The organism is Ralstonia sp. 22111 (assembly GCF_052045895.1).
GTDB lineage: Bacteria > Pseudomonadota > Gammaproteobacteria > Burkholderiales > Burkholderiaceae > Ralstonia > Ralstonia wenshanensis.
In genome coordinates this window covers 50,563-63,677 of sequence record NZ_JBQEPR010000004.1, presented here as the reverse complement: position 1 = coordinate 63,677, position 13,115 = coordinate 50,563, and the positions used below count along the sequence as shown (strand labels likewise).

At 59.9% G+C, this 13,115-nt stretch carries 8 protein-coding genes; 6 read left to right on the top strand and 2 right to left on the bottom strand.

From position 1 onward, the window contains the following. Position 1 precedes the first annotated feature (1 nt). Both ACTJK4_RS11935 and ACTJK4_RS11930 read left to right on the top strand, forming a co-directional pair. Positions 2-1,048, top strand: a complete 1,047-nt coding sequence (locus ACTJK4_RS11935) for an acyltransferase family protein (protein ID WP_440817990.1) — start codon at positions 2-4, stop codon at positions 1,046-1,048. 319 nt (positions 1,049-1,367) lie between these two features. Beyond that, positions 1,368-3,455: an acyltransferase family protein gene (locus ACTJK4_RS11930; protein ID WP_440817989.1), complete on the top strand. Its 2,088-nt coding sequence runs from the start codon at positions 1,368-1,370 to the stop codon at positions 3,453-3,455. Positions 3,456-3,871: 416 nt separating this feature from the next. Here ACTJK4_RS11930 and ACTJK4_RS11925 read toward each other — a convergent pair whose 3' ends face one another. Beyond that, positions 3,872-4,153, bottom strand: coding sequence for a DUF7696 family protein (locus ACTJK4_RS11925; RefSeq protein WP_260802286.1), 282 nt, complete (start codon positions 4,151-4,153; stop codon positions 3,872-3,874). 526 nt (positions 4,154-4,679) lie between these two features. Between ACTJK4_RS11925 and ACTJK4_RS11920 the strand changes: the two genes are divergently transcribed. The 4 genes from ACTJK4_RS11920 (at position 4,680) to ACTJK4_RS11905 (ending at position 10,908) form a co-directional block, all read left to right on the top strand. Continuing rightward, on the top strand, positions 4,680-6,674 hold the full coding sequence (locus ACTJK4_RS11920) for a CocE/NonD family hydrolase (RefSeq protein ID WP_440817988.1): 1,995 nt from the start codon (positions 4,680-4,682) through the stop codon (positions 6,672-6,674). Positions 6,675-7,199: 525 nt separating this feature from the next. Continuing rightward, positions 7,200-8,762 carry a methyl-accepting chemotaxis protein gene (locus ACTJK4_RS11915; RefSeq protein WP_260802714.1) on the top strand — a complete coding sequence of 521 codons (1,563 nt, stop codon included), beginning with the start codon at positions 7,200-7,202 and terminating at the stop codon, positions 8,760-8,762. A 324-nt stretch (positions 8,763-9,086) separates the two neighbouring features. After that, entirely contained in the window at positions 9,087-10,100 is a 1,014-nt protein-coding gene (locus ACTJK4_RS11910) for a hypothetical protein (protein WP_440817987.1), read from the top strand. 4 nt (positions 10,101-10,104) lie between these two features. Beyond that, positions 10,105-10,908 (top strand): bestrophin-like domain, encoded by an 804-nt coding sequence (locus tag ACTJK4_RS11905; RefSeq protein WP_316871383.1) that lies wholly within the window; start codon positions 10,105-10,107, stop codon positions 10,906-10,908. Positions 10,909-11,030: 122 nt separating this feature from the next. Here the strand turns inward: ACTJK4_RS11905 and ACTJK4_RS11900 are convergent, their stop codons facing one another. Next, positions 11,031-13,094: a sodium:solute symporter family protein gene (locus ACTJK4_RS11900; RefSeq protein WP_322016867.1), complete on the bottom strand. Its 2,064-nt coding sequence runs from the start codon at positions 13,092-13,094 to the stop codon at positions 11,031-11,033. Between the last annotated feature and the right edge of the window lie 21 nt (positions 13,095-13,115).

Here is a 13,115-nt window from a genome sequence, read left to right as displayed (position 1 = left end):
AATGAGCTCAACTGTACAAAATAGGTTCGAGGGTATCCAAGCACTTCGGGCAATAGCCTGCTTGCTGGTTGTGCTTCAACACGTCACCTTCTGGGGCGCGTTCACGAAGGGTGTCGACGACCATCCATTCCTATTAATCAACTTTGGGCGACTTGGTGTAAGTCTATTCTTCGTAATCTCCGGCTTTGTTATGGGGTATTGCCTTGATCAGGGCAAAACATTCCTGTTGAAACGAGCCGTGCGAATCTATCCGCCATTCTGGATCGCGATCTTAATTAGTTTCGTTACCCTGAAGCTCGCCCATGTCGACTGGAGTTTGACCGCTAGGTCGCTTACCTTGCAGCCATCCGGGCAAATTAATACGACGTACGCCATTCCCTACTGGACCCTGTGCTACGAAATCGCGTTCTATGTGGTCACCTACGGCTTGATCACGCTGGGGTTGTCTCGCCAGAAAATCCTGGGTGTGCTCGGCGTATGGCTGCTTCTTATCGTCGTTATTGACGTTTATCGACCCGTTGGCGACATTGATGTCTGGACGAACTTCCTGCCGGTTTTTCAGCCTGGACGCTACATCCTAATCACGCCGTACCCCATCTTCTTCATCATCGGCCTTTTCGCATCCATCTCCATGGCGAACCTCGGCGATCGCATTTCGCCGGCGAACCTCATGCTCTCAGCGATCCTGCTTTGGGCGATTTCAAACGGGATTCAGTTCAAATCGGCGGCACCCATGTTTGTGATGCAAGCGGCTGCCTTCAGCGCCGCTATCCTGGCAGCTTCTCGCATGACGTTTCCGCGATTTATCTGCAAACTGGGTGATTACTCATATGGTATTTACCTAGTCCATATGATTTTCCTCACGGCCGCATCCAAAGCAATCAGGCACTTTACTCCTGATCTCCCACTTTGGGCCTGCTGGGCCTCCATGGCTATAATTTCTGTGGGACTTGGATCCGCATTTGGAAAATTTGAAGTCTGGTTTCATGCGCGACTTGCCACGCGTCTATTTCCCAAGCGCCAGACTTCAATGGTTGTGTCAGCCTAGTTGCTCGCTTTGACCGAGGTTTGCCGCTTTATCCAGTCCTGCAAATCCGCCTGTTGCTGGGCGTTCGCGTGGAAAGCTTCGGCTTCGCGGTCGTGCCGGGCCTCAACGTCAGAGACCCGATTGCAAAGCGCAAAGAGCGCCAGCGCGCAGGAGGCTAGTGCAACCCTGGCGATCTGGAGACGGCCAATGATCGATTCTTTCGAGCCAATGGACAGTTGGCGCGCCCCGTGCGGGGCTCTTCAATTTTTTTACCACTCCTTTGCACCGCCCGATTTGGGCTAGCTTGACAGGCGCGGCAAATTCCGGAAGAAAAAGACTCATGTCTCTTCCCCACCTTTCACATCCCAAGTACCGTCGTGATATTGATGGACTCAGGGCAATAGCTGTCTTATCCGTTGTCGCCTACCACGCCTCGCCCAGCTGGATGCATGGCGGGTTTATAGGGGTGGATATATTCTTTGTTATATCCGGCTTCCTAATATCCACGATTATTTTTGAAAACCTGGACAAGGGAACATTTAGCTTTATTCAGTTTTATCTAAGACGAATAAAGCGAATTTTTCCCGCACTCACTCTTGTTCTATTTTCCTGCTTTGCTATTGGCTGGCTCATCTTGCTTGCTGACGAATATCAGCAGCTAGGCAAACATATCGCCGGCGGAGCATCCTTTGTTTCTAATTTTGTGCTCTGGAAGGAATCCGGCTACTTTGATAATGCCGCCGACACCAAGCCCCTGCTGCACCTTTGGAGCTTAGGCGTAGAGGAGCAATTCTACATTGTCTGGCCCCTAGTGTTGTGGCTCGCTTACAGAGGCCGATTTAATTTATTGACCACGGGGATTCTTGTTGCCTCCATGTCCTTTTATCTCAGCACTCACCACATCAAAACGGATGCTGTGGCGGATTTCTATTCGCCGCAAAATCGATTCTGGGAGCTGATGTTTGGGAGTATCCTGGCATGGTTGAAAATTTATCAGCCATCGATCTCCGTTGTTAATGCAAGGAAATTGGATGAATGGCTTGGCAGAATCATCTTTAGGGATAGGGAAATCAACGACGGCAGCTTGTTGGCGAGTGCAATCTCATTTCTTGGCTTACTACTTCTCGCTTACGGCTTTTGGCGAATAAATAAAGACATTGGGTTTCCCGGGAAGTGGGCCCTTGTTCCTGTGCTGGGCGCCGTCCTAATTATTTTTGCCGGCCCTAAGGCATGGGTAAATCGTGTGATCCTATCCAACAAGGCAGTGGTTTGGTTTGGATTGATTAGTTTTCCGCTCTATCTTTGGCATTGGCCGTTACTCTCGTTTGCTCGAATCTTCGTGGGCGAACTTCCAAGCCGAACTGTCCGATTCTCCGCGGTTTTCATTTCAATCTTTCTGGCGTGGTTGACATATCGATTGGTCGAGCGTCCCATTCGCCTGGGAAAGCATGAAAAAACAAAGGTGGCAGCGCTTTCTATCTTGATGGTTGCAATCGGGTACGTTGGGTATAACGTCTATAGTAGAGAAGGCCTGCCTTTTAGATTTGTAGCTCGCCACAGCAACGATGCCAAGACTGCCTCACTAGGACAAGGCCGCGAGCTAGTGAATGACGAGTGCAGTATTCCGGTGCCCAATAAATACTACCTCCCCTTTTGCCATAGCAATAAAAAGAAGCCTCTGCGATATATAGTCTGGGGGGATAGCAAAGCTGATGCTCTGTTTTGGGGGCTTGCCCGCAACGATGACAAATATGGATGGGTCATCGCTGCCAGACCTTCGTGCGCACCAATATTTGGCGTTGAGCGAACCTCTTCTTATAGAAATGACGACCCCAGCGAATGCGTGAAGGCGAACAGATTCGCCATGGATTCCATATTGGCCAACAATGATTTGAAAACGGTTGTTTTGGTGACCGCCAAGAGAATTCTAACCGACGCGACCTACACTGACCGAAGTCATGAGGCGCATAGCTCCCAGAAATCCAGCTACGTCGGTTTGAGTAATTCGATTGGCAGACTTGAATCGGGAGGAAAGAATGTTGTCCTTGTAATCGACAATCCCACCTTAGCGAATTCAAAGGACTGCATGTCTAGAGTCACGTCGATCTCGATTTTGAATCAAAGCATGACGCGTAAAAATAATGCGGAATGCTCGATTACATACGAAGAGTACCTGCTTCGCACTAAAGATTATCGCGATGAAATATCGGAGATAGCCAGGGCTCACCCAAAATTGATCGTTTATGATGCCAGCCATTTGTATTGCGACATAGAAAACAACATATGCCCCGTTGCGATGAACGGTCGATTTTTGTATAGCTATTTTGATCACATTTCGGATTATGCGAATGGTATGGTTGCACAGGAACTGATCGACGTCATCAAAAGATCCGATCAAGACAGAGCCCCTCAAGCATCAACACAGTGAGGTGAGGTGATCCTGAGAAGCGTCCCTTATCTTCGCGCCATAGAGCCGGAGCGGAGCGACAAACATGCAAATCGTCCCTGGCATGAACACTTTCACCAAGGGGCAAACTTCCAAGCGGGCGGCGCCGGCAAGGCGCCACGCGCGGGATCGCCGACCTAGCGTTGCCGGAATGGTCGGACTATCCGCCCCGAGGTACGAAGGCGACATCAAAGGTGATCCGGCATCATGCAAGAAAGCTGCTGGCAATGGCGCGGCTCAGAGTTCTCTAGAACATCGGCGTGGAAAACTGCGAGCGGGCATTTTCATTTCTGAGGCACCTTTTCCATCGCTCCAAAACAAAAGGCCCTGTCTCCCGACAAGGCCTTTTGCATCCCACCGCCGACACATCTGGCGCGGCCGGCATCCCCTCGCGTAACTCAATGCAGCGTGGCTGGCGTCTCGTTCGTCAGCAGCGTCCGCGTAACCTGATCGCGAATCGACTGCGCTTTGAGCAGCAGGCGCAGGGCAATATCGGCACCGCGGCCGTTGGCCACGTGCTCGATAAAGGCGTTACGTGCGCGTTCATTCAATGTGGCGACATGAGCGGCTTCTGACCACACCCGCCACGCGGCGGGCTGACCAACAAACTGCTCGCGGCGGCGGAGCAGGTCAGAGTCGATGGCAGCGGCAATTTCGACGTCTTGAACGGTGCGATTCATGATGGGCCCCTTGCTGTCTGTGCTGTAGTTGCGCTCTTCGTGTGGCGCCCTGTGCCGGGCGCGCAGCCTGAATATGCAACGTCCATGCCAACACCGATGAGCCGGTCCACACGCACTTTTTGCATGCATGCGTTGTCGTTTTGATCTGTTTGAAACACCCTGTGGACGGGGCTTGGCGGGCAGCACCCCTCCGTTGGTGGGGTGCAAATTTCTCATCTGAAAACGGCGGCATCAGGCCCCGCGTTACGCGGAACGTTACGTAACGCCGGTAGCGTTCCGAGACCCAACAGGCGTGCCACACCGCCATACAGCGCCATCTGCGGGTATCGCGCCGTGGGCATGCTTGGTGCTTTATCCGTGCGCCCAAGCCCGCTGGCGCGCGGTCGGTCGTGTCACCCACCCCTCTTCTGCGCCGGCCTCTTCGCTTGCTCCGCTTCCGAACCGGAAGCGATCGGCCGCGTGCCGCCACCCTCGGCACGCCGCCCTCCCCCCACACACAACAAAAGCATTCAAGAGGAGACACCCCATGCAAATGGGTAACCCACACGTGCGGCGCGGCCGCATGCTGATGTCGGCGCTGCTGTGCGCGGCGCTGTCACTGTCGGGCTGCGGCGGCGGTGACGGCTCGACCGTCGCCAACAGCATCGCCGCAGATTCAAACACCACGCAGCCGGTACAGCCAGCCGCAGCCAACTGGACCACGCTGGGTACGCGTGCCACACCGGCGCAACCGGGAACATCCATCAAGAGCAACGCGGACGCGAAGTGGGTCGACTACAACCCGCCCATGCTTTACGCGGGCGTCGCGCGCCAAGCCACGCAGTACATCACCATGCCCGACGGAACGAAGCTCGCGGCCTATGTCACCTTGCCGGCCGACGCATCGGGCAACGCCGCCGCCGGCCCGTTCCCCACGGTGCTGGTGCAAACCTCGTACAACGGTGGCAACGCGCAATACGAAGCCTCGATTGGCGCAGCGCTCGGCGCGGCAGATCCGTACATCGTCCAGCACGGCTACGCGACGGTGGTGGTGGACGTACGCGGCACAGGCCAGTCGCAAGGTACATGGGACGCCTTTGGCGCCGATGAGCAAGGCGACTACGGCCGCGTGGTCGACTGGGTGACCCAGCAGTCGTGGAGCAACGGCGCCATCGGCCTTTACGGCGTGTCGTACCTCGGCATCACGACGGTCATCACGGCGGCGCAGAACCATCCTGCGGTCAAGGCGGCCTTCCCTATCGTGCCGATCGGTGATGGCTACCGCGACATCGTCTTCACGGGTGGGCAGACAAACCTGACCTTTATCCCGGCGTGGTTCGGTTTGGTATCAGTGCTTAGCCTGACCGATCCGACGCTGGTGACTGACCCCACGATCGGTTTGCCGGCCGTGCTGCAGCACTTGGTGTCTGCGGTCACGACGTTCCAGTTGCCGACCATGCTGCAGGCGCTGCTCGGCACGACGGCCACAGCCTATGACGGCGCATTCTGGGCGACGCGTTCGCCGCTGGAAAACGACGGCAAGATCAAGGTGCCGACCTTCGTGGTGGGCGGCCTGCACGATCTCTTCCAACGCAGTGAACCGCTCACGTACGAGAGCATCAAGACGCAGGCACCGGCCAAGCTGCTGATCGGCCCGTGGACACATCTGCAGGCCGCGTTGGGCAGCGGGTTGCCGGTCGATGGCGTGCCGCCGCTGAACCACATTCAGTTGCAATGGTTCGACCAGTACGTCAAAGGCATGAACGTGGGCGCCGATGCGCAGCCCAACGTCACGCAATACGTGAGCGGCCTCGCCCACTACGCCACCGCTACAGACTGGCCGCATCCGCAGGTGCAGGCGCAGCAGCTCTTCCTGCGCGGCGACAAGAGCCTGTCGGCCACCGCGCCTGCGGCAAACGAAGCGTCCAACACGGTCGCACAGCTGCCACTGAACGGCGCATGTTCGATCAGCCTGTCGCAATGGACGGCTGGATTGACGGGTTTCCTCCCGCTGCCATGCCAGACCGACGACACCATCGCCGAAGCCGCCGACGTGAAGTTCGAGACGCCACCCATGCCGGCGGATGTCTACCTCAACGGGCCGATTGAGGCCGATGTTTGGATCTCGACCACCGCTCTGGATGCCGGCGTCTCGGTCCGCATTGACGACGTGGACGCGGCGGGGAACGTCACGCCACTCACCGATGGGCTTCAGACAGCCTCGCTTCGCGCGGTGGACGCCAGCCGTTCCCGCACGATGAATGGTTTGATGATCCAGCCATGGCATCCGTTCACCCCAAGCTCCGTGCAGGCACTCATGCCGGGCCAGGCCGTCATGGTGCCGGTGGAGGTGTTCCCGACGAGTGCGCTCATCGCCAAGGGCCACAAGCTGCGGGTGGCCGTGGGCGCCAGCAACCTGCCGCAAGGCGTGCCGCCACTGCCCACGCTGCTCAACTCGCTCGTCGGGGTGCTGACGATCTACAGCGATGCGGCCCATCCCTCCAAGGTTGTGCTGCCCGTGGTGCCGGCCACGGCGCTGTAGCAAGCGCCCGTCCGCGGTGATCTGACGGCCCGCTTCGCGGGCCGTTTTCTTTGGATATCGGGCACCACCAAAATATGTAATCCGCCAATTGCATCCGCAAAACCACGCATCGCGAATACTGTAGTGAAAATATCAACATCTGAATATAAATAACGCAAATAGAGTAGGAAAACGTTGGCGCTATCCAGCCTGCATAATCCGTCTCACGATTCGAAACAATGGCGCCCAGGCCTTGCCAGGCAAGGTTTCACCGGCAAAACAAAGGCCCACAATTTGCATTAAGTGAAAACGCTCAGAAAGAATGTTATTCAGGATTTTCTTTTCAATGCCGATAACCCGGTGGAGCCTCAAAAATCCGACGCATACAAATCGGTCATACCGTGACATAACCTGCACCTTTCTCAAGTACGCAGTCGTTGCACATAACAACGTGGTCGCCGACCGTCTTTCTTTTTAAGCCGCTCCGGTGCCCGACCACCTCTCAATCCATTCAGCAAACCGGAGGACGCAGTGAACCTTTCTCAGATGACCATCAAAGCCAAGCTCACAACGGGCTTTGGCGTGCTGGCAGCCATTGTTGTCGTGGTATCGGGCATGTCGCTGCGGGCGCTGTCCGAATCGACGGAAGGGTTCTCGAACTACGTGCACGGCATCAGCGCCCGCGCAGATGTGGCAAACGACGTGCGCACGGCGGTGGATCGCCGCGCCATCGCCGCACGCAACCTGGTTCTCGTGGTCACGCAAAAAGACCTGGATCTGGAGAAGGCCGACGTCTTTCAGGCGCACGACGATGTGAAGAACAAGCTCAAGCAGCTCAACGACATGATTGCGGGCGCCAAGGACACCAGCGACCGCGCCCGCAAGCTGGTGGAAGACATCAACCGCGTGGAAGCACAGTACGGCCCGGTGGCGACCGACATCGTCGGGCTGGCACTGGCGGGCAAACGCGACGAAGCCATCCAGAAGATGGACAACGAGTGCCGCCCGCTGCTGGCTGCCCTCATCAAGACCACCGATGCGTATGCCACGTACACGCACGAGCGCCAGGAGCAGCTCGTGCAGGCGTATGAGGCGCAGTACGTCATGCAGCGCAATCTACTGGCCGGCCTGTCGATCGGCGCGGTGCTGCTGGCGGTGATCGCCGGGATCATCATCACGCGCTCGATCACGCAGCCAATCCGCACCGCTGTGGATGTCGCGCGGACGGTGGCACGCGGTGACCTGAGCAGCCGCATCGAGGTGCAAGGCAAGGATGAGACAAGCTACCTGCTCTCTGCCCTGCGCGACATGAACGGCCGCCTGACCGAGATCGTGGACAAGGTTCGCGACAGCAGCACCAGCGTGGCCGGCGCAGCCAAACAGATTGCGGCGGGCAATGCCGACCTGAGCCAACGCACGGAAGCACAGGCATCGTCGCTGCAGGAAACGGCAGCCAGCATGGAAGAGCTGACGTCCACCGTGAAGCAGAACGCCGACAACGCCCAGCACGCCACCGCGCTCGCCTCCACTGCGTCTGAAGTGGCGCTCAAGGGCAGCACGGTCGTCAGCCAGGTCGTATCGACCATGCAGGACATCAGCGACCGTTCGAGCAAGATCGCCGACATCACCGGCATCATCGAAGGCATTGCGTTCCAGACCAACATCCTCGCGCTGAATGCCGCCGTGGAAGCCGCACGCGCAGGCGAGCAGGGCCGCGGCTTTGCGGTGGTCGCCAGCGAGGTGCGCAGCCTGGCGCAACGCTCGTCAACGGCGGCCAAGGAGATCAAGGAACTGATCGCCTCGTCGGTAGAACGCATTCACGATGGCTCCACGCTGGCGGGCCAAGCTGGTGAGACCATGACGGAGGTCACGCAGGCCGTGGCCCGCGTCACGCACATCATGGAAGAAATTGCCGCCGCCTCGGTCGAGCAGAAGCGCGGCATTGAACAGGTCAACCAGGCGATCTCGCAAATGGATGAAGTCACGCAGCGCAATGCGGCGCTGGTGGAAGAAGCCGCAGCCGCATCGCAATCGCTGCAGGACCAGGGACAAGAGCTGAACGCTGCGATGTCCTTCTTCCGCGTCGATCCGCACGCTGCACACGCCTGAGCCAGGCACTGTCACCGTAGTAGTTGTCATCTCCAAGCTGTCATTGCGCCCGCCGCCGAAAGGCTGCGGGCGTTTTCTCTTGGTGTCCTGTGTCTTTCGTTAGGCCGTCGTTCGTGACTTCCGCTGCATTGGCGGGCTTGCATGCACGACGCAAAGTGAACTTGCTCCGCTCGACATCCACGGCGGAGCAAGCCGGGGCCGCGTACGGCCCACCTTGCCGACGAAGGCCACCATGCAAGCGAAGACCCCAGACTCGTGGCGCAGTCTGTCCAGCGCCGTCATGCCGCGCATGTCACCCAAGCAATGCCATGACGAGAGGCCGGCATGATCCCGCCTGCCTTCACACGGCGGCTGCTGTCGCGCACGGCGCCGCAGCCGCAACCGACCCCGGCCCTCGCTGAACAGTTGCGTGAAGAGTGCGCGGCCATGGCCCGCTATGCCCTGCACCACGGCTTGCCGGTTGCGCCGGAACTCATCGCCCAGCTGGGCGCGCTCATCGACCGGCAGATGCCGCCACAGGCCACACCGCACCATGCACTGGCGGCCATCCACCGCAAGCTTGCTGCGGCCATCGCACCGGCCACGCCTCAGGCGGTCACACTGCTCGACGCGCAGCATCGCAGCGAACATCCGTTCGCGTGGCTCGGCCCTGTGCCGCTGATCCGGCTGCTGACCGGCGCTGCGATCGTCTTCCTGATTGCAGTGATTGCCACCGGCATGTCGCCCGACGTGTCGAGCGCAAACATCGACCGGGGCTTCCTGGATTCGGACGGCGCGCCTCTGCTGTGGAACACGCTGTTCCTGCTGTTCTGCGCGGGGCTGGGCGCGTCGTTTGCCACGCTGTTTCAGGCGCATCGCTATGTGGCCGCTTCTACGTACGATCCGAAGTACGACGCCTCCTACGGCGCGCGGTTGATCCTCGGCGTGATAGCCGGGCTGATCCTGGTCGAGATGCTGCCAGCGCAATTGTTCGACCACGGCAGCATGCACAACTTCGGCAAACCGGCACTGGCGATGCTGGGTGGTTTCTCTGCCACCGCTGTGCACCGGCTGCTGCAGCGGCTGGTGGATGCGCTCGAAACACTCGTACGCGGTGACCGCTCGGCAGATGCCGACGCAGCCATGCAGACCTACCGCGCGCGTGCCGCCGGCGAGCGCACGCAATGGCAGAGCGAACTCGCCGCCAACCTGATCGATCTGCAGCAGTCGTTCGACAGCAATGCCTCTCCCGAGGCGATGCGCCAACGCCTGGCCGACTTCACGCGCGCCATGCTGGCCGCCACCGATGCACCCGCCTCTGCGCCTCCCTCTGCCTCCAACTGGCCATCCAAGGAGTGACCTCATGCTGTTCCTCTACAACATCCCCGCATGGGCGATGGGCGCTGTCATCGTCTTTGCCACGCTGTTCGTGGCATTGGGCGGCTACGCGCTGTTCCGCCGCGCGTTTCCCGTCACGCTCGACGCTGAACAGCGCAACATGACCATCGCCATGATGACCGCCGTCACCACCATCAACTCGTTGCTGGTCGCCTTCTCGGCCATCTCGGTATGGGGTGCGTATCAGGCCGCCGCCGATATCGTGGCCGCCGAAGCCGCATGCGCGACGGAACTCGCACGCGACCTGTCGGCGTTCTCACACCCGAGCGCTACAAACGCGCGGAGCGAACTGATCGCCTATCTGCAGCACGTCGTCCGTGACGAATGGCCGAGCATGCAGCAACAATCGCGTCCTGATGCGGACACTGAGGCTGCGTTCGACAGCATGTTTGCCACGGCCAACCGCATCACACCCCGCGACGACCGCGAGCGGGTGCTGCTGATTGAAGTGCTCGCCCGCGTCAACGAGATGGTGAAGTACCGGGAGAAACGTCTGCAGAACCTGGAAGCCGCCATGCCCGGCACGCTCTGGGGCGTGATGCTGATCGCCAGCGGCCTGTCGTTGTTGCTGCTCTATGCGCTGCCGGCCACACGCTTTCATATGGCGCTGGTGGCGGTGTGGGCGACCACGCTGGGCCTGGCGTTCTTCTTTGTGCTGGCCGTGGACCGGCCCTTTGCAGGCGAAGTCAGCGTCAGTGCGGCGCCGCTGGAGCGGGCCATCCAAACGTTATCGAACGACAGACCGCAGACGCACCCCTCGCCCGACTGAGCCCGTGCCGCCTCGCCGCGCTGCCTCACTCGCGTTGTGGGCTGGCGGGAGAGGTCAGCCCTGGGGTCGGAGTCCCCACATTCCGGCCCCGCCCTTTGCCGGCTCGTCGGGAGCCGGTTTTTTTACTGCGGATCGCGAATGTAGCCAACAAGTTTGTCGACCACCGGCCGGTTCGGCCTGGTAAGCAGGCTCACGACAATCGCCGCGACAAAACCCGCTGGCACGCCGAACGCACCCGATGCAATCGGGTCGACGCCGAACCACGGCTGGCCAAGCACGCCCGTCATGCGCGTGAAGAACGGGTAGTTGGCGATGATGTAGTACACGCTCACAGCCAGCCCCGTCAGCATGCCCGCGATGGCACCGGCACGATTGGTGCGCTTCCAGAACACGCCCAGCACCAATACCGGAAAGAAGCACGAGGCCGCCAATGAGAAAGCCGCCCCAACCAGGAAGAGGATGTTGCCCGGCTTCAACGACGTCACATACGCGGCCAGCAACGCTACGCCCAGCAGCACCACCTTGGCGCTCGTCACGCGCCGCTGGTGGCTGGCCGTGTTGTCGATCATGTGGAAGTACACGTCGTGCGATAAGGCGTTGGCGATGGTCAGCAAAAGACCATCGGCAGTCGACAGCGCGGCCGCCAACGCACCCGCCGCAATCAACCCGGACAACACGTACGGCAGCCCCGCAATCTCGGGCGCGGCCAGCACGACCATGTCCGGCTGCATCATCACCTCTGCCCACTGCACGATGCCGTCGCCGTTGATGTCATGCAGAGCAAACACGGCCGGATCGACCTTGCGCCACGGCACGATCCACTGCGGCAGGTCGGCAAACGGCGCTCCGACCAGATGCTGCAGCAGATCGAGCTTGACGAGCGCCGCCAGCGCTGGTGCCGAGACATACAGCAGCGCCACGAAAACCAGCGTCCAGCTCACGGAGTTGCGTGTCTCGCGCACCGACGGCGTGGTGTGAAAGCGCGTGAGGATGTGCGGCAGACTGGCCGTGCCCACCATCAGGCAAAACACCAGGAGCACGAAGTTCAGCCGCTCGGTGCCGCGCTCGTTTTCCGATGCAGACGGAAATGGCTCGATGGATGGCGGCGCCATGCGGCTGCGCGCCAGCGCGTCTTCGCGCTGCTGGTTCCACAGGATCGACGCGGCGGTCGCATCCGGCGGAAACTCCTCGCGCTGGCGCTCCAGCGCCTTGATCTCGCGCAGCGGCGCATTGCGTTCGCGTGCAAGCTTGAGCTGCGTGTTCAGTGTTTCCCGCGCCTGCTCGAACGACTGCGGTAGCTGCGAGATGCGCTCCTGCAGCGCCTGCGCCTCGCTCAGAAACTGGTCGCGCACGTGCTGCTCTGCAGGGTCGTGCGCGATGCGCTGTTCCTCTTTCTCGATCTGCAGCAGCAGGCGGCCCGTCGACAACTGCGGCACCGGATCGTGATACCGATGCCAGCCGATGATCGACACCACGCCCAGGAACGACACGATCATGATGATGTACTGCGCCACCTGGGTCCACGTCACCGCACGCATGCCACCCAGGAACGAACACACCAGAATGCCCGCCAGCCCGAAGAACACGCCCACCGAAAACTCGACGCCGATAAAGCGCGTGACCACCAACCCCACACCCTGGATCTGCGCGACGAGATAGACGAACGAACACAGCGTCGCGCCCAGCACAGCGATGCCACGCACGACAGAACTGCCGCCGCGCTCGCCGTTACCGTAGCGGTTGGCCAGGAAATCCGGCACCGTGTAGCCACCGAACTTGCGCAGGTACGGCGCGAGGAGGAAAGCGACGAGGCAGTAGCCGCCCGTCCATCCCATCACATAAGCGAGGCCCTCATAGCCCGAGGCGAACACGATGCCGGCCAGGCCGATGAACGAGGCAGCGCTCATCCAGTCGGCCGCAGTCGCCATGCCGTTGAAGAACGCCGGCACGCGGCGCCCCGCCACGTAATACTCGGTCAGATCGGCCGTGCGGCAGATCAGCCCGATACACGCATAAATGGCGATGGTGACGAACAGGAACACATAGCCGAGCCACACGCCTGGCCCGCGCACGCGTTCAATCGCGCCCATCATCACGATGAACAGCAGCAGCCCTACGGTATAGAGCCCGTAATAGAGAAACAGCCGCTTGCGGAAGCGGCTGTCTTGTTGGGAGTCGGCGGCCAAGGTTGGCGACCAGCGCTGGCG

Excerpts from the sequence above, each read along its gene's own strand:
- ACTJK4_RS11920 (WP_440817988.1), top strand. The coding sequence starts at position 4,680 with ATGCAAATGGGTAACCCACACGTGCGGCGCGGCCGCATGCTGATGTCG.
- ACTJK4_RS11905 (WP_316871383.1), top strand. The coding sequence starts at position 10,105 with ATGCTGTTCCTCTACAACATCCCCGCATGGGCGATGGGCGCTGTCATC.
- ACTJK4_RS11925 (WP_260802286.1), bottom strand. The coding sequence starts at position 4,153 with ATGAATCGCACCGTTCAAGACGTCGAAATTGCCGCTGCCATCGACTCT.
- ACTJK4_RS11935 (WP_440817990.1), top strand. The coding sequence starts at position 2 with ATGAGCTCAACTGTACAAAATAGGTTCGAGGGTATCCAAGCACTTCGG.
- ACTJK4_RS11915 (WP_260802714.1), top strand. The coding sequence starts at position 7,200 with ATGACCATCAAAGCCAAGCTCACAACGGGCTTTGGCGTGCTGGCAGCC.
- ACTJK4_RS11910 (WP_440817987.1), top strand. The coding sequence starts at position 9,087 with ATGATCCCGCCTGCCTTCACACGGCGGCTGCTGTCGCGCACGGCGCCG.
- ACTJK4_RS11930 (WP_440817989.1), top strand. The coding sequence starts at position 1,368 with ATGTCTCTTCCCCACCTTTCACATCCCAAGTACCGTCGTGATATTGAT.